The sequence below is a fragment of the Arthrobacter sp. TJ-240 genome (assembly GCF_058269195.1).
Genome location: NZ_JBZCNG010000003.1, coordinates 444,722 through 470,051, shown reverse-complemented (window position 1 = coordinate 470,051; position 25,330 = coordinate 444,722). Strand labels below are relative to the sequence as shown.

Sequence of the window (25,330 nt, the reverse complement as noted above, 5' to 3'; positions counted from 1 at the left end):
CAGGACGTCAGGGGCGGTCGCGCGCGGAGGACGTCCTGCCGGGCCTGAACAGCTCCGGGACCGTATCGCGCCCCTCCACGAGCGCCGTGGCCAGCTCGCCGAGCAGGGGCGCGAACTTCGCGCCGTGGCCCGAGCAGGCGGACAGCACCGTGACGCCCTCCGCCCGGTCGATCACGAAGTCCTCCGTGGGGGTGTTCGTGAACAGGCACGTGGTCTCCGCGTACGGTTCCGGCACGAGGCCCGGCAGGTGGCGCTCCACGTAGGCGACCACGCGCCGCCGGTTCTCGTCGTGGACCACACCGTCCTGCGCCCCCGCCGAGCGGATACGCCGGCCGCCGTTGTACTCCGCCACTTTCTGGCCCGACCAGCCGGCGTCCCTGCCGCCGGGCAGACCGTAGACGACCATGTCCTCCATCCTGTGGATGAACGTGGGCCAGCCGTGCCCGTCCCCCGCGTACGGGAAGTGGTAGGCCTGCTCCTGCCGCACCTCCAGCGGAGGCAGCGCGGCGACGAACGCCTCCGGCAGGCCCAGGTCGGCGAGCAGCTCGGGGAGCCAGCCGCCTGCCGCGACGACCACCTGCTCGGCGTCGACCCACCGTCCGTCCTCGGCGTGCACGCGGTACCCGCGCCCGTGCCGTCGCACCCCGGTCACGCGCCACCCCTGCTGCAGCGAGGCCCCGTGGGCGCGTGCCTGGTCGAGCATGGCGACGACGGCGGCCTCGGCGTCGAGCACTCCTGCGCCCGGGTGCCACAGTACGGGCGTCGTGAACTCCAGGTCCCAGCGCGCGGACGCCTCGGCGGCGCCGAGCAGCTCATGCTCCACACCCGCCGACGCGAGAACCCGGGCGAGGCCCACGGGGTCGTGGCCCTCGCCGTGGTCGAGGGCGCCGGTCCGCGTGAGGAGGGCGGTCCCGGCGGACTCCAGCTCGGCCCACCCGCGGGCCGACTCCCGGACCAGGTCCACATAGAGCCGCTCGGCATAGGCGTAGCGGAAGATCCGCGCCGAGCCGTGCGAACTGCCCCGGCGGTGGGCCGGGGTGTCCTGCTCCAGGACGACGACGTCGTGCCCGGCCTGCGCGAGCCGCCACGCGGCCGAGGCCCCGGCCAGGCCGGCACCGATCACCGTGATGCCCGTCATGGGGCGCTCCTCTCCGGGCCCGAGGCCCTGCCGGGGCCGGGCACCTCGGGCAAGGCTACCGGCTCGGACCTGCGGGCCCGGGGAACGCGGCACCCAGGGCCGAGAGGACGCCGTGCGCCTTCGTGCGCACCTCGGCCCATTCCTCCTCGGGGTCGGAATCGGCCGTGATCGCCCCGCCCACCCCGAGCATCAGGCGGGTGGCGCCCTCGTCCTCCGCACCCCTGGCCTCCTGCAGCACGAGGGTGCGGATGATGACGGCGAGGTCGGTGGCCCCCGTGAGACTGAAGTAGCCGGCAGCGCCGGAGTAGGGACCACGCGGCGCCTGCTCGAGCCGGTCGAGGATGGCCATGGTGCTGATCTTCGGTGCCCCGGTCATCGACCCGGCGGGGAACGCCGAGGCGACGACCCCGGCCCGCGCGCTCCCGGGGCGCAGCCGGGCATCGATGGTGCTGACCATCTGGTGCACGGTGGCGTACGTCTCGATGGCGCACAGCCGGCTGACCGTGACCGAGCCCGGCACCGCGTGGTGGGAGAGGTCGTTGCGCAGGAGGTCCACGATCATGATGTTCTCCGCACGGTCCTTCGCCGACGTCCTGAGGTCCTCGAGCAACGCGGCGTCGGCGCCGGGGTCGGCCGAGCGCCCCCGCGTCCCCTTGATCGGTTCCGCCCGCATGTGCCCGTCCGTGGTGAGCCGCAGGAAGCGCTCGGGCGAGGTGCTCGCGACGGCGAAGCCCGGGAAGCGCAGGAAATGGGCGAACGGTGCGGGGTTCACGGTGCGCAGCCGGAGGTAGGCGTCCAGCGGATCGAGGGCCTCCCCGGCCTCCAGATGCGCCACGAGCGACGTCGTCAGGCACACCTCGTAGGTGTTGCCCTCGGTGATCTCGGCCTGCGCCTGCCGGATCTTCGCGAGGTACCCGGTGCACGTGTCCCGTGCCCCGAACCGCGGCACCGCGAGCCGTGGCGGCGCCGGCAGGGGATCGGGCGCGGTCACGGCCGCCCGCGCCCGCGTCAGCCAGGCGTCCCGGTCGGCGTCGGGCCGCCCGTCGGAGAGGGTCAGGAGGAAGACGGCGCCGTCGGCGTGGTCGAGGACGACGGCGCGGCCGGCGAAGAGGAGCGCGGCGTCGGGCAGGTCAGCCCCAGGCCGGATGTCCGCGCCGCCCGTCTCGCGCTTCAGTTCGTAGCCGAGGTACCCCAGCCAGCCGAGCCCGAAGTCGCAGGCGAGACCGTCCGGCGCGCGCACGGCACGCCGCCCCCAGACGTCGTCGAGCCAGCGGAAGAAGGGCTCGCGGATCCGGGTGGTCACGGGGCCGGCCACGATGTCCGTGACGCCGCCGCGGTGCAGGGCCAGTTGCCCGAAGGCCCCGCCGGCGTCGGCCATGATGCTGAAGCGGTTGCGCTCGCCGGTCGGCGACCCGGGCGCCCCGGTCGGGGGGTGCACCACGGCGTCGGAGCTGTCCAGCCAGGCAGCCGCGGGTGCGTCGCCGTAGAGCGTCGAGAACAGCGCCGCAGCGTCCGGGACCGCCTCGAGGCGCTCGGCTTCCAGCGTCAGTCCGCGCCGGCTCGCGCGCTCGGGCGCCAGCAGGACGGTGCAGGAGGGCAGCCCGGTGAGCGCGAGGCGCACGGCCTGCGGCGACGGCGGCCCCTGGTGGCCCTGTACGACGACGTCCGCGGCGGTGCCGGGGTCGTCTGCCGCGAGCCAGCGGTCCTCCTGATGGGCCCAGCGCTGCCAGTACGGGGCGTAGGCGTCGCCGTCGCGCTCGATCGCCGTGCGCTGCCGGACCTCCGCGTCGGCCTCCACCCAGATGACGGCGTCGAGCCGGTCGCGCGCCGCCGCCGCTGCCGCACCCACGCCCTCGAGGAGCACGATCTCCGCCGCCGGCGTCCTGCGCTCCGCGCCGTCCTCTCCCCGCACCCAGTCCCAGGCGCTCCAGCGTGCCGTCCGTCCCGCCCGCAGGGGGGTGAGGACTTGCTCGACGTAGCGGGTGATCCCGGCGTCGAACCCGTCCCAGCCTGGGTAGATGTCCTCGAGGTGGAAGAGGCCGACGGTGTGGTGCTCGCGCAGGAGGGCGGCGAGTTCCACGGCGAGAGTCGTCTTGCCGGCACCGGACCGGCCGTCGATCGCGATGAGCAGGGGGGCGGCGGCGCTGCCCGGAGTGCAGGGGGTGTCGGGCACGGCTCAGGCCAGGGCGAGCAGGGCGCCGACGCCGACGAACAGGGACCCGAAGGTGCGGTTGAGGACTCGCTGGCCGCGCTCGTCCTCGGTGAAGCGCCGGAACGACCGCGCGGTGCCCGCGTAGAAGAACCACATGACGAGCAGGTCGATGACGATCACGGTCGCGGTCAGCACGCCGTACTGGTGCAGCAACGGCTCCTCCAGCCGGATGAACTGGGGGATGAGCGCGAGGAAGAACACGATGGCCTTGGGGTTGAGCAGGTTCACCCACACGCCGCGGCGGAACATCGAAAGGGGTGCCTCGCTGCCCTGCAGGGCACGGACCTCGCTGTTGTCGGGTCTCGCGAGGAACCTCCGCACCCCGAGGTACACGAGGTACGCGGCGCCGATGTACCGGATGAGGTTGAAGGCGAGCGGCGAGTTCGCGACGAGGAGGCCCACGCCCGCGCCGGCGATCCCGATGTGCACCAGCAGGGCCGTCTGCTGGCCCAGGATGCCCCAGATGGAGCGGCGGAACCCGACGGCCAGCGCGTTGCTCATCGTGTTCACCGCGCCCGCGCCGGGCATGAAGCTGATGAGCGTCTGGGCGCCCAGCAGCGCCAGCCAGAGGGAGGGATTCACCCGTTCATGGTATGCGCCGCGCGTCAGTCGTCCGAACGGTCGGCGTCGAGCTCGTGGCGCACGAACCGCACGACGCCGTCCACCGCTCCGTCGACCATCTTCCAGGTGGCCTCGAAGTCGCTCGCATCGCCGTACCAGGGGTCGTAGATGCCGAGGTGCTCGAGCTCCGTGTCCGTGGTCGACGGGTCGAACTCGCGCAGGAGGTGGATCCTGTCGCGAGCGTCGTCGTCGGGCGCGTCCCGGCGCAGCTCACGGTAGTGGTCCAGGTCGAGGGCGAGGATGAGGTCGCGTTCGCGGTACCAGCCCGGCTCGAACATCCGGGCCCGGTGCAGGTGGCTCTCGATGCCGAGCTCGGTCAGCTTCGCCGCGGCACGCTCGTCGATCGGCCTGCCTGCCTCCCAGTCCGTGGTGCCCGCGGAGTCGACGACGACGTCGTCCCCCAGGCCTGCCCGGCCGAACGCGTGGGTCAGCATGAGTTCGGCCATGGGGGAGCGGCAGATGTTCCCTGTGCAGACGGTGACGATGCGGTACATCACGCCAGCCTAGCTGCGGTGCCCGTCCCGGATCGGCCGGACCTCGTCCGGGATCACCGTTCCAGCCGATGCAGATCGACGATGGGAGGGGCCCCACCGCGTGCACCGCGCTTCAGTCCCGCGCAAGGATCTCCACGCTCGGCATCAGGAACACGCCGTCGTCCAGCCGCGACCACCTGCGCCACCCCTCGGCCAGCCGGTCGAGGGTGCGCTGGTCGGCGAGGCCGCGCTCGAGGGTCTGCCCGGCGAACGCCGAGTGCAGCACGCGCTCGGCCCAGGACTCGGCGAGGAGGCGCCGGTCCTCGGCAGTGGCATACACCCAGTTCGTCGACGACACCTCGATAGCCGCGAAACCTGCCGCCGCCGCCCACCCGGGGAGGCGGCGCCCGGCGTCGGGCTCCCCGCCGTTGCCGCGTGCCAGCGTGCGGTAGAGCTCCCGCCACTCGTCGAGTTCCTCGACCGCCGGGAACCAGGTCATCGCACCGAAATCGGCCTCGCGGGCCGCCACGATCCCGCCCGGCCGGACGACGCGGCGCATCTCGCGGAGGGCCGCCACGGGGTCGGCCAGGTGCTGCAGGAGCTGGTGTGCGTGGACCAGGTCGAAGGATTCGTCGGCGGCGTCGAGGTCGTACACGTTGCCCTCGCGGAACTCGACGTTCGCGAGGTCGGCGTGCGCCTCCGCGGCCTGCGCGACGACGTCCGCCGAGCTGTCGATGCCCGTCACCGAGCCCGGTGCCACCAGATCCGCGAACCCTGCCGTGATGCTGCCGGGGCCGCAGCCGACGTCCAGCACGTCCAGGCCGGCTTCGAGGAAGGGCTCGAGGTAGGCGGCCGACGACGCGACGGTCCGCGCTGCATGCGCCGCCGTGACGCTCGGATGGTGTCCGTGGGAGTAGACCTCGTCGTTCATGCTCCGAAGGCTAACCGGCGGGAGGCCCATCAGTCAGCATTTCAGCCGCCGTCCAGCGCCACGTCACGCGCGGCGACCGTGGCATCGGTGACGTCCTGGAGCATGTCGCGCAGGAGTTCCAGCTGCTCCTCGGAATACCTGTCGAAGACGGCGTCGATGTGGCGGGCGAGGGGAGCGAACAGCATCGCCCCCGTGGAGCGTGCCTTCTCCGTCATCTCGAGGTGCACCTGCCGACGGTCGACGTCGCTGCGCCGCCGGGTCACGTGGCCCGCCGAATCGAGGCGGTCCACCAGGGCCGTGGTGGCCGGCGAGCTCAGGTTGAGCTCCTCCCGCAGGAATCCGGGGGTCACCGTGAGTCCGGCGCGAGCGGCGCCCATCATGATGCTCAGGGCATGGAGGTCGGTGCGGTAGAGGCTGTCCCGCTCGCTCGCGACGTCGACATAGCGGTCGGTCTCGACCGTGAACTGCCGCAGCAGTGCCATGAGTTCTTCCCTCGCGGCCATGGGTCCTCGCCTCCTTTCCCTTCAGTTTAAGCCCGTGCACATTATCTCCACCATGGATATACTCTACTGCAGAGATAAGTACGAGTGGGTAAGGAACTCCATGAAGAACAGATGGTTGAGGGTGCTGTTGCCCGCGGTCGTGGTGCTGATCTGGCTGATCGGGGCGGCGGTCGGTGGTCCTACGTTCGGGCGGCTCGAGGAGGTCTCGAGCAACGACCAGGCGTCCTTCCTGCCCGCCAGCGCCGAGTCCACGGAGGCGGGCGAGATGCAGCAGCGATTCAGTGACTCCGATGCCGTCCCGGCGATCATCGTGGCCGAATCGGAGACCGCGATCGACCCGCGGGACCTCGGACCCTACGAGGATCTCGCCGCCATGCTCGGGGAGGTCGAGGGGCTCGAGCCGGCGGCCGAGGGTGCTCCGCCGGTCGTCGGGCCCATCCCGTCCGAGGACGGTCTCGCGGTCCAGTACGTCGCGTTCGTCTCCTCCGACGCCGAACTCGCCGAGGTGGTGGGCGAACTGCGCACCATCCTCGACGACGAACTGCCCGACGGCGTCACCGGCTACGTGACCGGCCCCGCAGGGCTCACCAACGACCTCGTGGAGGCTTTCGGCGGGATCGACGGCATCCTGCTCGCCGTCGCGCTCGGCGCCGTGTTCGTCATCCTCCTCGCCGTCTACCGGTCCATCGTGCTGCCGTTCCTCGTCCTGCTGACCTCGGTGTTCGCCCTGGCGACGTCGATCCTGCTGATCTTCGCTCTCGCGAAGCTCGATCTGATCCAGCTCAGCGGCCAGAGCCAGGGCATCCTCTCGATCCTCGTGATCGGTGCGGCCACGGACTACGCGCTGCTGCTCGTCGCCCGATTCCGGGAGGCACTCGTCGGGAACGAGACGAAGTGGGAGGCCATGCGTGTGGCCTTCCGCGGTTCGTTCGAGCCGATCCTCGCCTCCGGCGCCACCGTGATCCTCGGCCTCCTGTGCCTGCTCTTCTCGGATCTCAACTCGAACCGGAGCCTCGGACCCATCGCCGCCATCGGCATCGCCTTCTCGCTCGCTGCAGCGCTCACGCTCCTCCCCGCGCTCCTGCTCCTCCTGGGCAGGGCGGCCTTCTGGCCCCTGGTCCCGCGCTTCAACCCGGCGGCGGGCGCCGTCGTCGCCCCGCACCACGGCAAGCACGCGGCGCCGACCGGCGCCGGGCCGGAGACAGGACTCGAAGGGCTCAGGGGCCTCTGGCGGGGGGTGGCGCTGCTCGTGGCCCGCCGCCCGCGGGTGCTGTGGACAGCGTCCCTGCTCATCCTGGTCGCCGGCGCCCTCGGGCTGACCCAACTGCAGGCGAACGGCGTCCCCCAGTCCGCCGTGATCCTCACGCCCTCCAACGCCGTCGACGGCCAGGAGGCGCTCGGCCGCCACTTCGACGCGGGCTCGGGAAGTCCGGTCTACGTCGTCGCGCCCGAGGCGGACCAGCAGGCGGTGCTCGACGTCGTCACGGCGCAGGAGGGCATCTCCGACGCAGCCCTGACCACGGACCCGGGCGGCGCCGCCGTCGTCGAGGACGGGCGGGTCCTCATCAGCGGCACGCTCGGCTACCAGGCCGACTCGGAGCAGGCCGAGGACGTGGTGCGTGAACTGCGCACGGCGCTCGACGAGACCGGCGGAGGAGACGCGCTGGTCGGCGGGGTCACGGCGGTGGCGATCGACACGAACGACACCGCACTCGCCGACCTCGTCAAGATCATCCCGATCGTCCTGGCCGTCATCCTCGTGGTCCTGATCGTCCTGCTCCGCTCGGTGCTCGCGCCCGTGCTCCTCGTGGCCAGCGTGGCGCTCTCCTACGCGACGGCCCTCGGCGTCTCGGCGCTGGTGTTCAACAACATCTTCGGGTTCGAGGGGGCGGACGCGTCGGTGCCGCTGTTCGGCTTCGTGTTCCTCGTGGCCCTGGGGGTGGACTACAACATCTTCCTGATGACCCGGGTCAGGGAGGAGTCCCTCCGCATCGGCACGCGCCCCGGCATCCTCCGCGGACTCGGCGTGACCGGCGGCGTCATCACCTCGGCCGGCGTGGTGCTGGCGGCGACCTTCGCCGCGCTGGGCGTGATCCCGATCCTGTTCCTCGCGCAGATCGCGTTCATCGTGGCATTCGGCGTGCTGCTGGACACCCTCCTGGTGCGCTCGCTGCTCATCCCGGCGCTCGCCTACGACATCGGCCCGAGGATCTGGTGGCCATCGGCACTGGGGAAGGTGCCGTCCCCGCGGTGACCCACGGTGGGCCCGTCCGGCAGGTCCGCACTCGAACGCGTGGACAGCGAGTCGAAGCGGATGTCCTCCCTCGTCGAGGACCTCCTGCTGTTCGCCCGTTCGGACGAGGGCCAGCCCGGTGAGGTGTCCGACGTCGACCTCACCGGGCTCGTGATCGAGACGACGAGCGTTCCCCGCGTCGCGGCGCCGGGTACTCCTGGAGTCTCGACCTGCCCGACGAGCCCGTGGAGGTGCGCGCCGCGGAGGCAGCAGTACTGGTACCTCATCGCCTATGACCTCGAGCGCGACGACCGGTGTCTCTTCCGGCTCGACCGGATGCAGGCTCGTCCGAGCCCGTGGCGCGGGGTCCCATGAGGGCTGAAGGTCGCTACTCTCTACCTATGAACGACATCGCCGCCTTTCTTGACGCACGTATCTCCGAGGACGAGAAGGCGGCCCGCAGGGGAAGCCTGCCCGAGGAAGTGTGGGGCGTCGGCGGCTGGTTCGACCCCCAGCGGGTCCTCGCGGAATGCCGGGCCAAGCGGGAGCTCCTCCGGTACGCGGTCGCCGAACTCGACGCCCAGCAGCGCGCGGAGGTCCTCGGACTGCTGGCGCTACCGTGGGCCGGACACGCCGACTACAGTGCCGGGTGGCGGACGGCGGCGGTACTGAAGGACGAGCTGAAGGCCTAGAGAGGCCGCTCGGGGAGGACCTCTCCTGCCCCTCAGCAGCTCCGGCGCACAAGGCTGATCGGCCGCGACCGCGGCCGGTCAGGGCTGTCCCGACCACGAGATGTCATCCTTCCGCAAGCTTTGCGCAATAACATCGAGGGACACCTCCGGGTGGGCGGACCGTCACTACCCTTGAAGCGTGCCCATCCATTCCACCCCGCCCTCCCCTGGCCAGCACCAGGACCACGGCCCTGCACCCCTCGGGGTCGGAGCCGTCACGGTCCCGGTCGCGCCCGGGAAGACAGCGCAGCTCCTGGACCCGGCGGTCCTCCGGGACATGCGGCGGGACTTCTCCGACGCGGCGACCGTTCGGCAGTTCGCGCGGGATTTCTGCGTCGATCTGCCAGGGAAGATCGACAGGCTGGACCTCCGGCTCGCCGAGGGGGACGCGGCGGGAGCCGAGGACGCCGTGCTCAGCGTGACGGCCTCCGCGGCGATGGTGGGCGCACTGCGCCTCGGCCAGGCCGGGCGCGCAACCCTCCGGCTGATCACGACCGGCGACCTGGAGGGCGCCAGGCGCACCCTCACCCTGCTGCGCGGCTGCGCCGACGACACCGTCCGGACGCTTCAGGAGCCCTCCGAACACCCCTGATGCCGATTCAGCGCGAGGTGGCGCTCCGCGGCACGATCCGGAAGCCGACGCCTCGGACCGTCACGATCAGGTCCGGGTCACCCTTGGTCCGCGCCAGTTTCTGGCGGAGGTTGGCGATGTGCACCTCGATGGCCCGTTCGTCCGTCCGGCTCACGAAGTTGTAGCCGCGGTAGTCGCGACCCCGCGAGACCCGCACGAGCTCCTCCTTGGTCCGGACCGCGCCGTTGCTCCGCATCAGTTCGTGCAGGAGGTTGAACTCCGTCTTCGTCAGTGGCAGCTCGACGCCGGCGCAACTCGCGGTGCGGGCGTCGCTGTCCACCACGAGGACTCCGTTCCGCAGGAGCGTGTCGGACGATTCCTGGCTCGCGTCCCCGGACAGGACGGGAGCTGCAGCGGGAATCCCGGACGGCGCGGACTGCGCGGACGGTGCGGACGCATGTTGTGCCATCTGGCCGGCGCGGGGCCTGCGGAGCATCGCGTCGATGCGCGCCCGCAGTTCCCGTGGGCGGAAGGGCTTCAGGACGTAGTCGTCGGCGCCGGCCTGGAGGGCGGTCAGGATATCCAGCTCGTCCCCGCGACCGCTCAGGACGATCACGTAGCAGTCCGTGGTGGAGCGGATCCGCCGGAGGACCTCGTACCCGTCGATGTCGGGCAGCCCGATGTCGAGGGTCACCACGACCGGATGCTCCTGGCGCACTATGTCGACGCCCTCACGGCCGGTGGCCGCGCCGGTCACCTGGAAGCCCCCCTGGGCGAGGATGGCGGAGACCAGGTTGCGGATGTCGAGATCGTCCTCGATGACGACGGCCGCCCGGACCTCGCCGGGTCCGGAGCTACTCATAGCGGGGCGTCCCACGATGATTCCGCGTGGCGGGGGAGGTGGGCCTGAGCACAGCGCCTTCGGCCGATCCGGGAGTTGTATTGAATTGGACTGTCCGAGACATACTCGTGGACCTGTTCTCTTCGGCGGCCCGGCTGACCTCGTGGGTCCCGTGGCTTTGCGTCCCCGGCTCGCACCGGGTTTGCCCTTATCGACGAGCGGTTGCCCGCCCGACGATACTAGCAACCCCGACCGACACATCCGTGACGCGGGCACGCAGCGGTCCGTGCCGTGCCGGGCACCTCCCCGCTGCAGGGAAGCGAGCCCGCCGAAGGCTGCGCCGGACGCCTGCGGGCGCTACGGTCCTTCCATGCAGATCGTGCAGTACGAGCCGGCCCACCGGGCGGCGCTGCTCGCGCTCTCGATACGGGCCTGGGAGCCGGTGTTCCCGCTGTTCCGCGAGGCGATGGCGCCGTTCGCCTACGAGTCCTTCTATCCGGACGGATGGCGGGAACGCCAGATACGCGATCTGGCGGCAGTGCTCGACGGCGAACCGCAGAACGTCGCCGTGGCCTTCGAGGAGGGCCGGCCCGTGGGCTGGGTGTGCACGCGGTTCCATCCCGAGGACAGCATGAGCGAGATCTACGTGCTGGCCGTGGACCCGGAGTTCCAGCGCCGGGGTGTGGCCAGGGCCCTCATGGGCCATTCCTTCGATCGGGGGCGGGAGGCCGGGATGCGGATGGTCCTCGTCGAGACCGGCGACGATCCGGGCCACCGGCCGGCACGCCAGGCGTACGAGGCGGCCGGGTTCGAGCGCTGGCCCGGCACCCGGGACGACGGAGGACCGCGCACCTTGAGGCCCAGCCCCGGTACAGGACCGGCACACCGCAGCCATGGTGCGGCTCCGTGGAACGGGAGGAGGCCCTGCTACCCCTTCAGATCGCGTCGGCGGGCGGCTACTCCTCGGCGTTGGCACGTTCCTCGATCCAGTCCGTCGCCGCGTCCGAGAGGAACACGCCGTCGGGCCCGCGCCCACCCATCCACCAGGACTCGGTCGCCACGAGGCCGCCCGCCCTGCTGATGTCCGCCACCACCTCGGGACTCAGTGCCTCACCGTTGTGGGCCATCAGCCAGTCCCGCGTCTGCTGCGTGACGCCGTTCCACCATTCCTCGAGGTCCATGCCGGACAGTATGTCACCCGGCGCCCCGGTCGTGGCGGCGGATTCGCTGTTACGCGGGCTCGCCGTCGTTCTTCCACTCCTGGATGATGCGGGGTGAGGCGTGGATGCACAGCATCCGCAGCGGGCCGTCGCCGTCGTTCGTGAAGCCGTGCCAGACGCGGGCCGGCGCCACGACGGTGTCACCCGCCGTCCCCTCGAGAACCGCGGTGCCGACGGTGAAGCGCACGTTCCCGTCGAGAACCACCCACGTCTCGGTGTACGGGTGGCGATGGAGGGCCACGGTGTCGCCCGGGTCGTTGTCCACCGAGAAGTAGGAGATGGCGGAGCCGAAGGACCCGCCGTCGAAGCGGCGCGTCCTGCTGCCCGGAAGGGCCAGTTCCTCCCGGGGGATGGCCCGCGCCGGCGGGGGAGATCCGCCGGTCGGCGTTGTGGTCCGGGGGTCCATGGCTGCCTCCTGGTTCGATGCGATGACGGGTGGACGTCGCGGGTGGGCCGATCTCATCGCAGCGCGCTACACCGTTGTGCCTGTTGCTATAGTGTGTGTCGCACACTATAGTTTCGCGCATGGCAAACAACGACGACCTGATTGCCGGACACCTGCAGGAACTGCGGCGCGGGACGGTCGTCCTCGCATGCCTCACCCGGCTGCGCACCCCCGACTACGGGTACGCGCTCCTCGAAGCGCTCGACGGCCTGGGCATCCAGGTCGACGCGAACACGCTCTACCCTCTCCTGCGGCGCCTGGAGAAGCAGGGCCTGCTGACGAGTGAGTGGAACACTGCCGAGTCCCGTCCGCGGAAGTTCTACCGGACGAGCCCGGCCGGTGACGACCTCGCCACCACCCTCACGGCCGACTGGGATCGGCTGACGACCTCGCTCCATCGCCTCGCCGAAGGGGAAGTGCCATGACCACGCTGACCGATCGCTATGTGTGGGCCGCCATGCGGACCGTCCCGGAGTCCCAGCGCTCCGGCCTCGACCCCGAGATCAGGGAGATGATCGGCGACGCCGTCGACGCCCGCCTCGCCTCCGGCGAGGACCCTGCCGCCGCGGAGCGCTCGGCACTGGTCCAGCTGGGGGACCCGGAGCGTCTCGCGGCGGACTACGTGGATCGGCCCCTCACGCTCATCGGACCGCGCTACTACCTCGACTGGCTGCGGCTCCTCAGGACGCTCGTCGCCATCGTGGTCCCCATCACCGCCGTCGCAGTGCTGGTGGTGCAGCTCCTCACCTCGGGCAGCATCGGGGGAGCGATCGGCAGCGCGGTGTCGACGGCGATCACCACGACCGTGCACATCGGCTTCTGGACCACACTGCTCTTCGTGGTCCTCGAACGCAGCGGCACCGCCGACACCGGCATGGAATGGACGGTCGAGCGCCTTCCCGAGCTGCCGGACCGCACGCGCGACGGGCGCCTGGCCGAGCTCGTCGCCTCCCTCGTCTTCCTCGCGCTCTTCGCCGGGGCGATCCTGTGGCAGCAGGTCCGGTCCGTCGCCCGTGCGGACGACGGCAGCGCGATCCCGCTGCTCGACCCCGCCCTGTGGTCCTTCTGGCTCCCGTGGTTCCTGGCGCTGATCGTCCTCGAGGCCGGGTTCGCCGTCTGGCTGTACCTGCGGGGCTGGTCCTGGCGCGCCGCCGTCGTGAACGTCCTTCTCAATGTCGCCTTCGCGGTCCCGGCGATCCTCCTGTGGTCCGAAGGGCGACTGCTCAACCCGGACTTCGTCGACGCCGTCGGCTGGGATCCGGCGGTTGCGACCGGCAGTGGCTGGACCGTCACCGCCATCGTCACGGCCGTGACGGTGCTGATCGCGGCCTGGGACGTGGTGGACGGCTTCCTGAAGGCACGCCGGGCCTCCGTCGCGGCGCCGCTGCATGCGGTCCCGGCCCTGCGCTGAGGCGGTCGGGGCGCCCGGAGCCGTGCAGAGGGAAGGCGTACCGTGGGCGGATGGCAGCCACCGATTCCCGTAAGCAGCACATCGTCCGGACCCTCGTCGAGGCCCATCAGGACCTGATGGTCGCCGACCCCCTCGCCTTCCGTGCACGATTCCGGAAGATGGCTGCGGATCCCTACGCCTTCTACCGCGGCAGTGCGTCCCTGTTCTACACCGACATGGCCGAGCTCGAGGACGACTGGGCGGACGAGCGCACGAGCCGGGTGTGGATCCACGGCGACCTGCACGCCGAGAACTTCGGTACCTACATGAGCAACCAGGGCCGGCTCACGTTCGACGTCAACGATTTCGACGAGGCGTACGTGGGCCACTTCTCCTGGGACCTGCGCCGGTTCGTCGCCTCGCTGACCCTGCTGTGCTGGCAGAAGGCCCTGCCGTCACAGGCGGTCCGCGGGCTGGCGCGCACGTACCTCGAGGCCTACCTCGGGCGGGTCGGGGACTATGTGGAGGACGAGCAGTCGGCCTTCGCCTTCGGGCTCGACAACACGGACGGCGCCATCCACCGCGTGCTGCAGCAGGCCCGCGCCGCACGGCGGACGCGCCTGCTCGACTCCCTGACACAGATCGAGGACTACGAGCGCCGGTTCCGCGACGACGGCTCCATCCGACCCCTCGACGAGGACGAGTACGCGGAGGTGTCCGACGCCTTCGGGCGCTACCTCGGTACGATCCCCGACGGTGAGCGCTCACGCCGCCGCGTCTTCTACCGGGTCAAGGGGATCGTCGGGAAGAAGGGCTTCGGGATCGGCAGCGCAGGGCTGCCCACGTACAACGTGCTCATCGAGGGCTTCGACGAGGCGCAGGAGAACGACATCATCCTCACCCTGAAGCAGTCGAACATCGCCGCTCCCAGCCGCATCGTGGAGGACGAACGCGTGCGTGGCTTCTTCGACGACGACGGACACCGCGCCGTCGTCAGCCAGCGCTCGCTGCAGACCCACACCGACCCGTTCCTCGGCTACACCTCGATCCGCGGCGTCTCCTACGTGGTGTCGGAGCTCTCCCCGTACAAGCGCGACCTCTCCTGGGAGGACCTCACCGAGCCCGAGCAGATGGCCCCCGTGCTCGAGGCCCTCGGCCAGGCCACGGCGAAGATCCACTGCTCCACGGACGAGGACAGCGACCACGACCTCGTGCCGTTCCGCACGGAGACCGCCATCCTCGCCGCCGTCGGGAACTCCCGTGACGGGTTCATCGAGGACATCGTGGGGTTCGGCGAGGCCTACGCGGAGACGGTGCGGCAGGATCACGCCCTCTTCGTCGACGCCTTCCGGGAGGGCCTCATCACTGCCGTCCCCGCTACCTGAGGAGCAGGGGTTGAGTCAAGGGGACTCAACTTCATTTTGCTCCTCGACGTGCCGCGACTATACTTGAGTGCAGAACGCTCAATCCACGCGCCCGGCGGATGAGCGCCTCGCAAATCCCGGGCAGTCGAAAGGAAATTGCATGTCACGTGCAGTAGGTATTGACCTCGGAACCACCAACTCGGTCGTCTCGGTCCTCGAAGGCGGCGAGCCCACCGTCATCGCGAACGCCGAGGGCGCACGCACCACGCCGTCGATCGTCGCTTTCTCCAAGTCCGGTGAGGTCCTGGTGGGCGAGATCGCCAAGCGCCAGGCCGTCAACAACATCGACCGCACCATCGCCTCGGTCAAGCGCCACATGGGCACCGACTGGAATGTCGGCATCGACGGCAAGAAGTACACGCCGCAGGAGATCTCCGCGCGCATCCTCCAGAAGCTGAAGACCGACGCGGAGAGCTACCTCGGCGAGAAGGTCACCGACGCCGTCATCACGGTGCCCGCCTACTTCAACGACGCCGAGCGCCAGGCCACCAAGGAGGCCGGCGAGATCGCAGGCCTGAAGGTGCTGCGCATCGTCAACGAGCCCACTGCGGCGGCCCTCGCCTACGGCCTCGACAAGGGCAAGGAGGACGAGCTCATCCTCGTGTTCGACCTCGGTGGCGGAACGTTCGACGTCTCCCTGCTCGAGGTGGGCAAGGACGAGGATGCGTTCTCCACCATCCAGGTCCGCTCCACCTCCGGTGACAACCGCCTCGGCGGCGACGACTGGGACCAGCGCGTGGTCGACTACCTGCTCTCGCAGGCCAAGGCCAAGGGTGCGGACCTCTCGAAGGACAAGATCGCCCTGCAGCGCCTGAAGGAAGCCGCGGAGCAGGCCAAGAAGGAACTGTCCTCGGCGACGTCCACCAACATCTCGCTCCAGTACCTCTCGGTCACCGCGGACGGCCCCGTCCACCTCGACGAGCACCTGTCCCGTGCCAAGTTCCAGGACCTCACGAAGGACCTCCTGGACCGTACCAAGAAGCCGTTCCAGGACGTCATCGCCGAGGCCGGAATCAAGGTCAGCGACATCGACCACATCGTCCTCGTCGGCGGTTCCACCCGCATGCCCGCTGTCGTCGAACTCGTCAGGGAACTCGCCGGCGGCAAGGAGCCCAACAAGGGCGTCAACCCGGACGAGGTCGTGGCGGTCGGCGCCGCACTGCAGGCCGGTGTGCTGAAGGGTGAGCGCAAGGACGTGCTGCTCATCGACGTCACGCCGCTGTCCCTCGGGATCGAGACCAAGGGCGGCATGATGACCAAGCTCATCGAGCGCAACACGGCCATCCCGACCAAGCGCAGCGAGACCTTCACCACCGCGGACGACAACCAGCCGTCCGTGGCCATCCAGGTCTTCCAGGGTGAGCGCGAGTTCACCCGCGACAACAAGCCGCTGGGCACCTTCGAGCTGACCGGCATCGCGCCGGCTCCGCGCGGCGTCCCGCAGGTCGAGGTCACCTTCGACATCGACGCCAACGGCATCGTGCACGTGTCCGCCAAGGACAAGGGCACGGGCACCGAGCAGTCGATGACCATCACCGGTGGATCGTCCCTCTCCAAGGAGGACATCGACCGCATGGTGCGCGAGGCCGAGGAGCACGCAGCGGAGGACAAGCAGCGTCGCGAGGCCGCCGATACGCGCAACGGCGCCGAGCAGCTCGCCTACTCGGTGGACAAGCTCATCGCCGACAACTCGGACAAGCTGCCCGAGGACGTCCGGACCGAGGTCCAGGCCGACGTCGACGCCCTGAAGAAGGCGCTCGAGTCGCAGGACAACGACGCCGAGGTGAAGACGGCCTTCGAGAAGCTGCAGGCCTCCCAGTCCAGGCTCGGCGAAGCGATCTACGCCTCCGCCCAGCAGGACGCGGGCGCCGCAGGCAGCGCGCCCGCCGACGACCAGCCGGCCGCCGCAGGTGCCGACGAGGACATCGTCGACGCCGAAGTGGTCGACGACGACATCAACGAGAAGAAGTAGCCATGCCGCACCACGGAAACGAAGAAGAGCACGCGTCAGAGCCGGTGAGCTTCCGCGACAACCGGAAGATCGACCCTGAGACCGGCGAAGTCCGTGGGCAGCAGAACGACGCCGGCGCTCCGGCCGCGGACGAATCCGCGGCCGGGGAGCAGGCCGCACCTGCCGGTGACGCCTCCGAGGGGGACGCCCTGGCCCAGGCCGAGGCGATCCTGAACGAGGCCGGCGCCGAGGGGGACAACCCGGCGGTGGACGTCGTCGCTGAACTGCGCAACGACCTGCTCCGCCTCCAGGCCGAGTACGTCAACTACCGGCGCCGCGTGGAGCGCGACCGCGATGTCGCCCGTGATCAGGCGGTCATCGGCGTCATCAACACGCTGATGCCCGTCCTCGACGACATCGACGCCGCACGCCAGCACGGCGATCTCGCCGAGGGGCCCTTCGCGGCCATCGCGGGCAAGCTCGAGAACGCCCTCAGGACGTACGAGCTCACCCGCATCGACGAGGTCGGCGTCGCCTTCGACCCGAACATCCACGAAGCGCTCATGCAGCAGCCGAGTGCGGACGTCCAGGCCGACAGCGTCAGCCAGATCCTCCGCGTGGGCTACCGCAAGGGCGAGCGCGTCCTCCGGGCCGCGCAGGTCATCGTGGCGGTTCCGGAGTAACTGAAATGCCGGGTGGGGCAGTCTTCCCGGGCCAACGAAATTCCTGCGCTCGCAGAGCTCGCTACGGAATATTGAAGGCCCTACAGAAGACGGCCCCACCCGTCTCTCCATGACTGACCCGGGTGTCGATGAGACACCTGGTGCACGGCGGGGGTTCGGCCGGTGGCCCCGGCCCTTATATCTTTAGCAACACCTACGAAAGGAGACGCCCATTGGCTAGTCAGGATTGGGTCGACAAGGATTTCTACAAGATCCTCGGTGTCTCCAAGGACGCCTCCGGCACCGACATCAAGAAGGCCTACCGGAAACTCGCCCGCAAGTACCACCCCGACCAGAACCAGGGTGATGCCGCATCGGAGAAGACGTTCAAGGACGTCTCGGAGGCCTACTCGGTGCTGTCCGACGACGAACAGCGCCAGCAGTACGACGCCATCCGTGCGATGGGCGGCGGAGCACGGTTCTCGGCCGGCGGCGCCGGTGGCGGAGCCGGCGGCAGCGCGGGCTTCGAGGACATCTTCGGGAACCTCTTCGGCCAGGGCGCCGGCACGGGCACACGCCAGCGCACCGGCTTCTCGAACAGCAACCTGCCTCCCGAGTTCGCCGACCTGTTCGGCGGCGGTGTGGGCGGTGTGGGCGGCAACGGCTTCCCCGGCGGCTTCCAGTCCACGCGTCCGCAGAAGGGCGCCGACCGGACGGCCACCACGACCATCTCCTTCGCCGGATCGATCAACGGCACCACCATCGGCCTGCGCGAACCCTCGGGAGAGCAGATCGACGTGCGCATCCCCGCGGGCATCCGGGACGGGCAGAAGGTCCGCGTGAAGGGCAAGGGGCAGCCGGGCCAGGCCGGTCCGGGAGACCTCATGGTCGCCGTCTCGGTGAAGGACCACCCGCTGTTCAAACGTGACGGCGACAACATCCGTGTGCACGTGCCCGTCAGCTTCCCCGAGGCGGCGCTCGGCGCCCAGATCGAGGTCCCGACGCTCACAGGCGAACTGGTGAAGATGAAGGTCCCCGCCGGCACGCCCTCGGGCCGGACCCTTCGCCTCAAGGGCCGGGGTGTGAAGACGTCCAAGGGCACGGGTGACCTGCTCGTGATCGTCGACGTCGTCGTCCCGCAGAACCTGTCCAAGGAGGCCGAAGCCGCGGTGGAAACGTTCCGCGACGCCACGAAGGACGCCGACCCGCGCGCCGGGCTCGCCGCGAAGGCGCGCCTGTAACAGTACGCTCGAGCAACCGCCGGAGGACCGGTGACGGAAGGAGGCCAGCCATGGACTACACGATGCCCATCTATGTCATCTCGGTGGCCGCCGAGCTCGCCGACATGCACCCGCAGACGCTGCGCCAGTACGACCGGCTCGGTCTCGTCACTCCCAGCCGGGCACCCGGCCGGGCGAGGCGCTACTCGCAGAAGGACGTCGGCACGCTGCGCGAGATCCAGAAACTCTCCCAGGAGGGCGTGTCCCTCGAGGGCATCCGCCGCATCCTCCAGCTCGAGAATCAGGTGGCGGCCCTGCAGACGCGCGTGACCGAGCTGTCCTCCGAACTGGCCTCCCGCCGGATCCACGCCGAGTCCAGCCGCGTGTTCGCCGCCGGCCTCGCGGGCGACGTCGTCACGCTGGCCCGCGGCCAGCGTCCCCGCCCCCGCAGCCAGGCGCTGGTCATCTGGCGCCCCGACACCGAGCGCACCGCGAACTAGCCGCTGCTGCCCGATGCGACCGCTGTCGTACCCGGACATGCTCCCCGGAGGTCTTCGCCACCGGGTGCCGGTGGAATTTGTCAGGGAGCGCGGGCAGACTTGGAAGATGGAACCCTTCCCGGAGGCACGTCATGTTTGAGCTGTTCGTCGAGGCCCTCGCGATCGGGGCCGGCGTGCTCGCCGTCCTCGGCGCGGGTACGGGCGTGGCAGGGTGGCTCGTGGTGCGCAAGGTGAGGCGATCGCACATCATCGAGCGCACCAGGGACCGCGGCATGCTGGCCGCCCGCGCCTATGCGCCGGACAAGCTGACGCGGGAGCCCGCGCGGCTGATCGGCGACCTGAAGCGTTCCTCCCGCGCCACCCACCTCGCGCTCGCGGAGGCTGCGGCGCAGGGACGCCCCGTCGGCGACCTGCCCCGCGCCGCGGCGGAGATCGACCAGGCCGCGGCCTCGCTCGGGACCATGCTGCGCGCGGCAGACCGCGAGCCGAATCGCGCCCTGAAGCAGGAGTGGACTACCGACCTCGCAGCGCAGGCCCGGGCGCTCGACGAGCTCTCGGCGGATCTGCGCCGGTGTCTGCTGCAGACCTCCAGGTCCATCGACACCCTCCAGCTGGACCAGGCCACGAACCGCCTGCGCACCGAGATCTCCGCCATGGCCACCTGGCGGGACAGCTACGGGAACCGGCAGGCCTGGTGACCGGTTGGACCAGGTAGACGCACTCCACTCACCGACCCGGGGGTCCCCACCGTGACGATCAAACGCCGTATCACGCGCATCGTGCAGGCCAACCGTTACGCCGCGGCCGAGTCGAAGGAGGACCCGCGGGCGCAGGCGCAGGCCGCGCAGCAGGCCCAGCGGGCACTGCTCGACCAGGCGCGGCGCGGCGCGGCGGATGTCGCGGCGCACCACCACCGCGTGGGCCTCGCCGCGAACGAGGCCGCCGACTACGTGAACCGGGTCGAGGCCGCAGCGGCCGCCGCGGTGCAGCGGGGGGACGACGACGCCGCCCGGGCCGCCATCCGTGAGTCGATGACCGCACGGCGCCGCCTCGAGACCCTCACCCGGCAGTTGCGCGAGGCGGAGCAGCAGGCCCGCCGGCTCCACGACGACGTGCGACGGCTCGAGCAGCGCGTACAGCAGAACGCGATGGAGTACGACGCCATGCTGGCGCGTCGGGCTGCTGCGCAGGCCGCCATCGGCGTCCATGACGCGCTGGCCTCGTCGAGCCGCGAGGCGGCGGCGATAGAGGCCGCACGCCGCAACGCGGAACTCGAGGTACGGCGCTTCGAAGCGCAAGCGCAGGCCCGCGAGGAACTGTCGTGGACGGATCCGTCCTCGCCGCGCCTGCAGCGGGCGTTCGAGGAGCTCGAGGCGGAGGCGGCCGCCCAGCAGGAACTCGAGGAGCTCAAGCGGAGGAACGACCGAGGCTATCCTCCCGTGCAGCGCTGAGCGCCCGCAGGAGGGCGTCGTCGACGTCGTCCACGTGCCGCAGACGGATGCGCCAGGCGAACGGATCCGTGGTGCGGACCGGTTCGAGGCCGGGCAGGTCCGGCACCGCCAGCCGGAAGAACACGTCCACCGCGGTTCTGGTGCTGGGTGTGAGCTGCGCGAACTTCCGGCGAGGCGTCTGGAGGGAGACGTAGGTCTTGCGCATCTGGATGGTGACCTCCGGGGTCTCCGTGGCCCAGAGCGGGATTCGGTCGGCGAGCGGCCTGAGAGCCGGTCGGTCGGCGTACTGGGCGGCGTAGAGCTCGTCGGCGGAGAGCCGGAAGAACTCGGGGAGCCCGAAGACCTCCCAGCCGATGCTCATCAGGTTGTACCCGGTGATCCCCTGGTCCTTCAGCCAGCGGGACAGCTCCTCGCGGGTGCTGATCCCCGCCGAGCGGGCATCAGCAGCCCAGTCCGCCGGGGTCCGGCCCGTGGTGCGGAGCAGCCGCGCCGCGTTCGTCCCGACCATGGCCTGCCAGCTCCGCATCTCACCCATGCCCACACTGTAACGGGGCCGGCACCGCGCGGAACCGTCCGGGACCACACACCCTGAGGGCACCGGAGGGCGTTGCTACACTCGGCGCATGACCGAGCTGAGCGGTGCCCATGTCCTCGTCGTCGGCGCCACCGGGGTCCTCGGTGCCGAACTGTCACGGCAGCTCGCGGCGGAAGGCGCCCAGCTCACCCTGTCCGGCCGGTCCGAGGACAAACTGGCGGGCCTCGCGGAGGAACTCGGCGACGCCGTCGTCGCTCACGCAGCAGCGGATCTCGGCAGGCCCACGGGACCGGCGGACATCGCCGCCGCCGTCTACGGGCGCCCCCTCGACGGCCTGGTGTTCGCCTCCGGTGTCGTGGCCTTCGGTCCTGCTGTCGAGGTGGACGACGACACCCTCGACGAACTCGTGCTCGTCAACCTCCTCGGCTACATGCGGCTCATCCGCGCGGTCGCCCCCTCTCTCGGAAAGGGCTCGTTCATCGCGCAGATCAGCGCCGTCGTCGCCGAGAGCCCCACGGCGGGCATGGCCGCGTACTCGGCCACCAAGGCCGGGCTGAGCGCCTACGGGAAGGTGCTGACACTGGAACTGCGTCGGCAGGGCGTCCGGGTGCTCGACGCGCGTCCACCACACACCGAGACCGGACTCGCCACCCGGCCCATCGCCGGCGAGGCACCGCGGCTGCCGCAGGGCAAGGACCCGGTGGACGTCGCAGGCCGCATCGTCACCGCTATCCGCGACGGCGAGCGGGACCTGCCCTCCACGGAGTTCTAGCACCGGCAGACGTCGGATCCCGGCCTCCTGGGCCCGCCAGGGGCGTGTGCTCTACTGGGGGCATGATGCGCAGGAGCACCGGTTCGCCGTCGACGTTCGGATCGCTCACGGCGGCCGCGGAGGCGTACGAGGCCGCGCTGCCGGGGTTGCGCGCACAGTTCGCCATCGACGGCCTCGACCGTTCGGGTGTCCCGACGTGGGCCACGTGGTGGCGGAGCGGGCACTCGGGTGCCGGGATGGGTGGCGTCGGCTACGGCCCCTCGGCGGCACAGGCGCGCGTCGGCGCCCTGGGGGAGACCGTCGAGAGCGTCTTCTCCCACCTGGCGTTCGCGCGCCTCGAACGGACCACCGGGTCCTACACCGATCTACGGTCGCGGCTCGGCGTGGAGCGGGTCGCCGATCCGAGGACGCTCGGGCTGCCGGCGGGCTCCGCCTACCGCGACGACATGGCACTGACCTGGGTGCCGATGCGGCGCGCCCGCTCCATTCCGGCCGGGGACCGCGCCGGCCGGGATGGCGGCACCGGCAGCATGGGCCCGCCGATCCTCGAACTCGACGGGGAGACGGTGCTCGTGCCGGTGGACCTCGTGGCGAGCAGCCCCTCGGAGCTGGGCCACCACGACTCGGGGGAGCGCCTCCTGATGCCGGTGGCGAACGGCATGGGCGCGGGGACGAGCCTGCGGCAGGCCGTCCTCCACGGCGTCCTCGAGATCCTCCAGCGCGACGGCAACGGCCTCTCCTTCCGGGCTCTCGACCGCGGCGCCGTCGTCGAACTGGGACCGGACGACGGCGACCGCGAGACGCGCGAGGCGCTCGATGCCCTGCGCGCCGCCGGGGTGGACGTCATCGTGAAGATCGCGTCGGTGGACCGCGGGGTGCCGAACCTCTACGTGGTGGGGCACGCGCCCGGGGACGATCTCGTCGTCGCCACGGCCTGCGGCGAGGCGGCACACCCCGACCGCGACGTCGCGCTCCGGAAGGCGGTCCTTGAGTTCGCGTCCGCCCGGGCCCGCAAGGCGTTCATGCACGGCCCACTGACCGCGGTCCGTGAAGTCGCGCCGCAGGACTACCTCGACGATGCGCTATCGGTCGTCGACCCGACCGCCGAGGAGCCACGCGTCCTCGATGCGACCGTGGCCTGGCTGACCGTTGGCGCGGAGCAGGACGCGGTGGTGCGGGCCCGCCTCGATGCCACGATCTTCTCCCGCCGGTCGACCGTCCGGTTCGGTGACCTGCCGACCGACCCGACGGCAGACCCGTCGGTGATCCTCGCCGGGCACGGCCTCGAGATCCTCGTGGCCGACCTGACCCCGCCGGAGGTGGGCGGGAACGGCGCGGCTCGCGCGGTGAAGGTCGTGGTGCCCGGGACCGAGGTGGAGACGGTGGCCTACGGCCGGATCGGCGAGGCCGGCGTCCGCAGGCTGGTCGAGGACGGCCGGGACGATCTCGCACGCGTGGGCCGGCGGCCCGGCGGCGACGGGTGGCGCGAGGTCATCCTGACGCCCGACGCCGTGGAACGGCTCGGCGGTCCGGCCTGGTTCGACCGCGATGCCGTCGACGCGACGGCCGACGGATTGCTGCCGATCTACCGGGAACCCGGCCGGCACGCCGCCCGACGCGCCCTCGGTGAGCGTTGATGCCCCCGGTGGGATCCGGCGGACCGGTCGACGCCGACGGGAAGGCCGACGAACTCGAGACCTACATCCTCGACCAGGGCGAGCGCCCCGGGGGAACCCCGGTGGTACTGCTCGATGACGCCGCCGTCGCGGCCGGTGCTGATCCGTCCGTGCTGATCCCTGCCATCCTCGATCCGTTGCCCGAGGTGCTCCGGCGGCCCGCTCCGTTCAGCTACGAGGCCTACGTCCTGCAGAGCGTCCTCGGGGAACTGCTGCTCGGGAGTGTCGGCGCCGGGTGGTCCCGGGACGAGCTGTCGGCCATCCCGCGCCTGACCCTGAACTTCCACGACGTCGCGCAGGACCACCGCGAGGCCGTCCACGAGCGCCTGCACAAGCTTGCGAGCCTGCGGAACCTCCTGCAGGACGGGGGGCCCGCGGAATCGCACCCGCGGGTCATGGTCCTCCTGTTCGACGGGTACAGGGACGCCGCGGAGATGGTCGTCCCGATCTGCGAACGGCTCGCGCTGCCCGTCCTGGTCCTGCCCATCGCCCTCGAAGTGGAGGACGATCGCGCCGGGACGCTGAGCGACGACGAGCTGACCGCCCTGGCGCAACGGCACGAGCTCGGCTTCCACACGCTCACCCACCGCATGGCGGACGAGATCACGCCCGCCTCGGAGACCGCCGAGGTGACCGACGTCGTGCACCGGCTCACCGGAATGGCCGGCCGCGCTCCCCGCGTGGGCGCGTGGTGCGGGGGAGCACGCTTCGACGAGCGCCTGCTCGGGAATCAGCGTCTGCGGGAGCTAGGGATCACCGGACTCATCTCCAACTGGTCCTGGGAGACCATCTAGGCGGACACTGTTCGAACCAGCCGTGCTGAGCTACTGACCGCTTCACCAGCTCGCACTGGCAACCGAGTCACGTCGGTCGTCCTGCCAGGCTATGAGTACCACGAGTGGAAACACCTCCTGAATTGCTCAGGTCTGGGGCAGGATATGGGGTGTGGTCAAGAAAACGCCCGACGAGGCGAGCCCCCAGGTCCTGTCCAAGAAGGAGTACGCAAAGGAACTGCTGCGATTGCAGGAGGAACTGGTCGCCTTGCAGGAGTGGGTGCGCGCAACCGGGACGCGGCTGGTCGTTATTTTCGAAGGACGCGACACAGCCGGTAAGGGCGGAACCATCCAACGCATCAGCGGTGCGCTCAACCCGCGCTCGTGCCGGGTTGTCGCACTCCCGGCGCCGACGGAGCGCGAACGATCACAGTGGTACTTCCAGCGTTACATCGCCCATCTACCGGCGGCCGGGGAAATGGTGCTGTTCGACCGGTCCTGGTACAACCGCGCTGGGGTGGAGCGGGTGATGGGGTTTTGCACTGACGAACAGTATGCCGACTTCGTCGACACGGTGCCCATGCTCGAGGATGCGCTAGTCTCCGATGGAATCGTGCTGGTGAAGTACTGGTTGAGCCTCTCCGACTCCGAACAACGCCGTCGATTCCAGGCCCGCATCGACAATCCGGCCAAGCGTTGGAAGCTGAGCCCGATGGACCTCGAGGCACAGGCCCGGTGGGTTGACTACGCCGAGGCGAAGGACAAGATGTTCGAGTTCAGTGACACCGAGCGCAACCCGTGGTGGGTGGTGGACGCCGACAACAAGAAGGAAGCGCGGCTCAACCTGATGGCCCATCTGTTGTCGCTGCTGCCTTACGAGCAACCTGAGTTGCCGGATATCGAGTTGCCCGAGCGCCAGAACCGGGCTTATGAGCGGCCGCCGTTGGACCGCCAGCGGTTCGTACGCCAGCGCTACGAGATCGAGAAGTCGGAAAAAGCATTGAAGGGCAAGAAAAAGGATTCTGACCAGCAAAAGTCTCGAGAAGGGGACTGAATC

Annotated in this window: 27 protein-coding genes, 1 pseudogene and 1 riboswitch; of the genes and pseudogenes, 18 read left to right on the top strand and 10 right to left on the bottom strand. The window is 70.4% G+C overall.

The annotated features are described in order from the left end of the window. Positions 1–7 precede the first annotated feature (7 nt). The 6 genes from AC4D2C_RS10465 to AC4D2C_RS10440 form a co-directional block, all read right to left on the bottom strand. A complete protein-coding gene (locus AC4D2C_RS10465) occupies positions 8–1,138 on the bottom strand; it encodes an FAD-dependent oxidoreductase (RefSeq protein WP_490914655.1) in 1,131 nt (376 codons plus the stop codon). Between the two features lie 55 nt (positions 1,139–1,193). Beyond that, positions 1,194–3,311, bottom strand: a complete 2,118-nt coding sequence (gene pabB / locus AC4D2C_RS10460) for an aminodeoxychorismate synthase component I (protein WP_490914654.1) — start codon at positions 3,309–3,311, stop codon at positions 1,194–1,196. A gap of 3 nt (positions 3,312–3,314) precedes the next feature. After that, the gene (locus AC4D2C_RS10455) at positions 3,315–3,932 is read right to left on the bottom strand and encodes a LysE family transporter (protein WP_490914653.1); all 618 of its coding nucleotides are present in this window, start codon (positions 3,930–3,932) and stop codon (positions 3,315–3,317) included. A 23-nt stretch (positions 3,933–3,955) separates the two neighbouring features. Then, positions 3,956–4,465: a low molecular weight protein-tyrosine-phosphatase gene (locus AC4D2C_RS10450; protein ID WP_490906649.1), complete on the bottom strand. Its 510-nt coding sequence runs from the start codon at positions 4,463–4,465 to the stop codon at positions 3,956–3,958. A gap of 112 nt (positions 4,466–4,577) precedes the next feature. Further along, entirely contained in the window at positions 4,578–5,375 is a 798-nt protein-coding gene (locus AC4D2C_RS10445) for a class I SAM-dependent methyltransferase (protein WP_490914652.1), read from the bottom strand. 41 nt (positions 5,376–5,416) lie between these two features. Next, positions 5,417–5,878, bottom strand: coding sequence for a MarR family winged helix-turn-helix transcriptional regulator (locus AC4D2C_RS10440; protein WP_334211001.1), 462 nt, complete (start codon positions 5,876–5,878; stop codon positions 5,417–5,419). Positions 5,879–5,978: 100 nt separating this feature from the next. Between AC4D2C_RS10440 and AC4D2C_RS10435 the strand changes: the two genes are divergently transcribed. The 4 genes from AC4D2C_RS10435 (at position 5,979) to AC4D2C_RS10420 (ending at position 9,434) form a co-directional block, all read left to right on the top strand. Then, positions 5,979–8,132: an MMPL family transporter gene (locus tag AC4D2C_RS10435; protein ID WP_490914651.1), complete on the top strand. Its 2,154-nt coding sequence runs from the start codon at positions 5,979–5,981 to the stop codon at positions 8,130–8,132. 39 nt (positions 8,133–8,171) lie between these two features. Beyond that, positions 8,172–8,486, top strand: a complete 315-nt coding sequence (locus AC4D2C_RS10430) for a WYL domain-containing protein (protein ID WP_490914650.1) — start codon at positions 8,172–8,174, stop codon at positions 8,484–8,486. 26 nt (positions 8,487–8,512) lie between these two features. Continuing rightward, positions 8,513–8,803: a DUF6221 family protein gene (locus AC4D2C_RS10425; RefSeq protein ID WP_490914648.1), complete on the top strand. Its 291-nt coding sequence runs from the start codon at positions 8,513–8,515 to the stop codon at positions 8,801–8,803. Positions 8,804–8,981: 178 nt separating this feature from the next. After that, on the top strand, positions 8,982–9,434 hold the full coding sequence (locus AC4D2C_RS10420; RefSeq protein ID WP_490914646.1) for a hypothetical protein: 453 nt from the start codon (positions 8,982–8,984) through the stop codon (positions 9,432–9,434). Positions 9,435–9,441: 7 nt separating this feature from the next. Here AC4D2C_RS10420 and AC4D2C_RS10415 read toward each other — a convergent pair whose 3' ends face one another. Then, on the bottom strand, positions 9,442–10,275 hold the full coding sequence (locus AC4D2C_RS10415) for a response regulator transcription factor (RefSeq protein WP_490914644.1): 834 nt from the start codon (positions 10,273–10,275) through the stop codon (positions 9,442–9,444). Between the two features lie 121 nt (positions 10,276–10,396). Beyond that, positions 10,397–10,471: riboswitch (cyclic di-GMP riboswitch) on the bottom strand. Between the two features lie 153 nt (positions 10,472–10,624). Between AC4D2C_RS10415 and AC4D2C_RS10410 the strand changes: the two are divergent. Further along, positions 10,625–11,059 (top strand): annotated as a pseudogene (locus AC4D2C_RS10410) (GNAT family N-acetyltransferase); the annotation flags it as partial. A gap of 151 nt (positions 11,060–11,210) precedes the next feature. Here the strand turns inward: AC4D2C_RS10410 and AC4D2C_RS10405 are convergent. Next, positions 11,211–11,435 carry a hypothetical protein gene (locus tag AC4D2C_RS10405; protein WP_490914643.1) on the bottom strand — a complete coding sequence of 75 codons (225 nt, stop codon included), beginning with the start codon at positions 11,433–11,435 and terminating at the stop codon, positions 11,211–11,213. 49 nt (positions 11,436–11,484) lie between these two features. Continuing rightward, on the bottom strand, positions 11,485–11,880 hold the full coding sequence (locus AC4D2C_RS10400; RefSeq protein WP_490914641.1) for a cupin domain-containing protein: 396 nt from the start codon (positions 11,878–11,880) through the stop codon (positions 11,485–11,487). A 119-nt stretch (positions 11,881–11,999) separates the two neighbouring features. Between AC4D2C_RS10400 and AC4D2C_RS10395 the strand changes: the two genes are divergently transcribed. The 9 genes from AC4D2C_RS10395 (at position 12,000) to AC4D2C_RS10355 (ending at position 20,517) form a co-directional block, all read left to right on the top strand. Beyond that, on the top strand, positions 12,000–12,344 hold the full coding sequence (locus AC4D2C_RS10395; RefSeq protein ID WP_490914639.1) for a PadR family transcriptional regulator: 345 nt from the start codon (positions 12,000–12,002) through the stop codon (positions 12,342–12,344). Further along, the gene (locus tag AC4D2C_RS10390) at positions 12,341–13,330 is read left to right on the top strand and encodes a permease prefix domain 1-containing protein (RefSeq protein ID WP_490914637.1); all 990 of its coding nucleotides are present in this window, start codon (positions 12,341–12,343) and stop codon (positions 13,328–13,330) included. The genes AC4D2C_RS10395 and AC4D2C_RS10390 overlap by 4 nt, the downstream gene beginning before the upstream one ends. 50 nt (positions 13,331–13,380) lie before the next feature. Beyond that, complete coding sequence (locus tag AC4D2C_RS10385; RefSeq protein ID WP_490914636.1) at positions 13,381–14,694, top strand: DUF2252 domain-containing protein; 1,314 nt, start codon at positions 13,381–13,383, stop codon at positions 14,692–14,694. A 139-nt stretch (positions 14,695–14,833) separates the two neighbouring features. Continuing rightward, positions 14,834–16,705 carry a molecular chaperone DnaK gene (gene dnaK, locus AC4D2C_RS10380; protein ID WP_490906664.1) on the top strand — a complete coding sequence of 624 codons (1,872 nt, stop codon included), beginning with the start codon at positions 14,834–14,836 and terminating at the stop codon, positions 16,703–16,705. Between the two features lie 2 nt (positions 16,706–16,707). After that, a complete protein-coding gene (locus tag AC4D2C_RS10375) occupies positions 16,708–17,367 on the top strand; it encodes a nucleotide exchange factor GrpE (protein ID WP_490914634.1) in 660 nt (219 codons plus the stop codon). 212 nt (positions 17,368–17,579) lie between these two features. Continuing rightward, positions 17,580–18,587, top strand: coding sequence for a DnaJ C-terminal domain-containing protein (locus tag AC4D2C_RS10370; protein WP_490914632.1), 1,008 nt, complete (start codon positions 17,580–17,582; stop codon positions 18,585–18,587). A gap of 50 nt (positions 18,588–18,637) precedes the next feature. Then, complete coding sequence (locus tag AC4D2C_RS10365) at positions 18,638–19,066, top strand: heat shock protein transcriptional repressor HspR (RefSeq protein ID WP_490914631.1); 429 nt, start codon at positions 18,638–18,640, stop codon at positions 19,064–19,066. 131 nt (positions 19,067–19,197) lie between these two features. Next, entirely contained in the window at positions 19,198–19,764 is a 567-nt protein-coding gene (locus AC4D2C_RS10360; RefSeq protein WP_490914629.1) for a hypothetical protein, read from the top strand. Positions 19,765–19,815: 51 nt separating this feature from the next. Then, positions 19,816–20,517: a PspA/IM30 family protein gene (locus tag AC4D2C_RS10355; protein WP_490914627.1), complete on the top strand. Its 702-nt coding sequence runs from the start codon at positions 19,816–19,818 to the stop codon at positions 20,515–20,517. Here AC4D2C_RS10355 and AC4D2C_RS10350 read toward each other — a convergent pair. Next, entirely contained in the window at positions 20,474–21,052 is a 579-nt protein-coding gene (locus AC4D2C_RS10350; protein ID WP_490914625.1) for a DUF5655 domain-containing protein, read from the bottom strand. The two genes, AC4D2C_RS10355 and AC4D2C_RS10350, sit on opposite strands and share 44 nt — an antisense overlap. 88 nt (positions 21,053–21,140) lie before the next feature. Here AC4D2C_RS10350 and AC4D2C_RS10345 point away from each other — a divergent pair, with 88 nt between their 5' ends. The 4 genes from AC4D2C_RS10345 to ppk2 all read left to right on the top strand — a co-directional run bounded on the left by AC4D2C_RS10345 (position 21,141) and on the right by ppk2 (position 25,327). Beyond that, positions 21,141–21,824 (top strand): SDR family NAD(P)-dependent oxidoreductase, encoded by a 684-nt coding sequence (locus AC4D2C_RS10345; protein WP_490914623.1) that lies wholly within the window; start codon positions 21,141–21,143, stop codon positions 21,822–21,824. 62 nt (positions 21,825–21,886) lie between these two features. Next, positions 21,887–23,461, top strand: coding sequence for a YcaO-like family protein (locus AC4D2C_RS10340; RefSeq protein ID WP_490914622.1), 1,575 nt, complete (start codon positions 21,887–21,889; stop codon positions 23,459–23,461). Beyond that, on the top strand, positions 23,461–24,294 hold the full coding sequence (locus AC4D2C_RS10335) for a polysaccharide deacetylase family protein (RefSeq protein ID WP_490914618.1): 834 nt from the start codon (positions 23,461–23,463) through the stop codon (positions 24,292–24,294). The genes AC4D2C_RS10340 and AC4D2C_RS10335 overlap by 1 nt, the downstream gene beginning before the upstream one ends. Positions 24,295–24,445: 151 nt before the next feature. Further along, the gene (gene ppk2 / locus AC4D2C_RS10330) at positions 24,446–25,327 is read left to right on the top strand and encodes a polyphosphate kinase 2 (protein WP_490914616.1); all 882 of its coding nucleotides are present in this window, start codon (positions 24,446–24,448) and stop codon (positions 25,325–25,327) included. Positions 25,328–25,330 lie beyond the last annotated feature (3 nt).

Bases quoted from the DNA above. Each gene is read 5' to 3' on its own strand.
- AC4D2C_RS10465 (WP_490914655.1), bottom strand. From the start codon at position 1,138: ATGACGGGCATCACGGTGATCGGTGCCGGCCTGGCCGGGGCCTCGGCC.
- AC4D2C_RS10450 (WP_490906649.1), bottom strand. From the start codon at position 4,465: ATGTACCGCATCGTCACCGTCTGCACAGGGAACATCTGCCGCTCCCCC.
- AC4D2C_RS10445 (WP_490914652.1), bottom strand. From the start codon at position 5,375: ATGAACGACGAGGTCTACTCCCACGGACACCATCCGAGCGTCACGGCG.
- AC4D2C_RS10440 (WP_334211001.1), bottom strand. From the start codon at position 5,878: ATGGCCGCGAGGGAAGAACTCATGGCACTGCTGCGGCAGTTCACGGTC.
- AC4D2C_RS10435 (WP_490914651.1), top strand. From the start codon at position 5,979: ATGAAGAACAGATGGTTGAGGGTGCTGTTGCCCGCGGTCGTGGTGCTG.
- AC4D2C_RS10425 (WP_490914648.1), top strand. From the start codon at position 8,513: ATGAACGACATCGCCGCCTTTCTTGACGCACGTATCTCCGAGGACGAG.
- AC4D2C_RS10415 (WP_490914644.1), bottom strand. From the start codon at position 10,275: ATGAGTAGCTCCGGACCCGGCGAGGTCCGGGCGGCCGTCGTCATCGAG.
- AC4D2C_RS10405 (WP_490914643.1), bottom strand. From the start codon at position 11,435: ATGGACCTCGAGGAATGGTGGAACGGCGTCACGCAGCAGACGCGGGAC.
- AC4D2C_RS10400 (WP_490914641.1), bottom strand. From the start codon at position 11,880: ATGGACCCCCGGACCACAACGCCGACCGGCGGATCTCCCCCGCCGGCG.
- AC4D2C_RS10395 (WP_490914639.1), top strand. From the start codon at position 12,000: ATGGCAAACAACGACGACCTGATTGCCGGACACCTGCAGGAACTGCGG.
- AC4D2C_RS10390 (WP_490914637.1), top strand. From the start codon at position 12,341: ATGACCACGCTGACCGATCGCTATGTGTGGGCCGCCATGCGGACCGTC.
- AC4D2C_RS10385 (WP_490914636.1), top strand. From the start codon at position 13,381: ATGGCAGCCACCGATTCCCGTAAGCAGCACATCGTCCGGACCCTCGTC.
- dnaK (WP_490906664.1), top strand. From the start codon at position 14,834: ATGTCACGTGCAGTAGGTATTGACCTCGGAACCACCAACTCGGTCGTC.
- AC4D2C_RS10375 (WP_490914634.1), top strand. From the start codon at position 16,708: ATGCCGCACCACGGAAACGAAGAAGAGCACGCGTCAGAGCCGGTGAGC.
- AC4D2C_RS10365 (WP_490914631.1), top strand. From the start codon at position 18,638: ATGGACTACACGATGCCCATCTATGTCATCTCGGTGGCCGCCGAGCTC.
- AC4D2C_RS10360 (WP_490914629.1), top strand. From the start codon at position 19,198: ATGTTTGAGCTGTTCGTCGAGGCCCTCGCGATCGGGGCCGGCGTGCTC.
- AC4D2C_RS10350 (WP_490914625.1), bottom strand. From the start codon at position 21,052: ATGGGTGAGATGCGGAGCTGGCAGGCCATGGTCGGGACGAACGCGGCG.
- AC4D2C_RS10345 (WP_490914623.1), top strand. From the start codon at position 21,141: ATGACCGAGCTGAGCGGTGCCCATGTCCTCGTCGTCGGCGCCACCGGG.
- AC4D2C_RS10340 (WP_490914622.1), top strand. From the start codon at position 21,887: ATGATGCGCAGGAGCACCGGTTCGCCGTCGACGTTCGGATCGCTCACG.
- AC4D2C_RS10335 (WP_490914618.1), top strand. From the start codon at position 23,461: ATGCCCCCGGTGGGATCCGGCGGACCGGTCGACGCCGACGGGAAGGCC.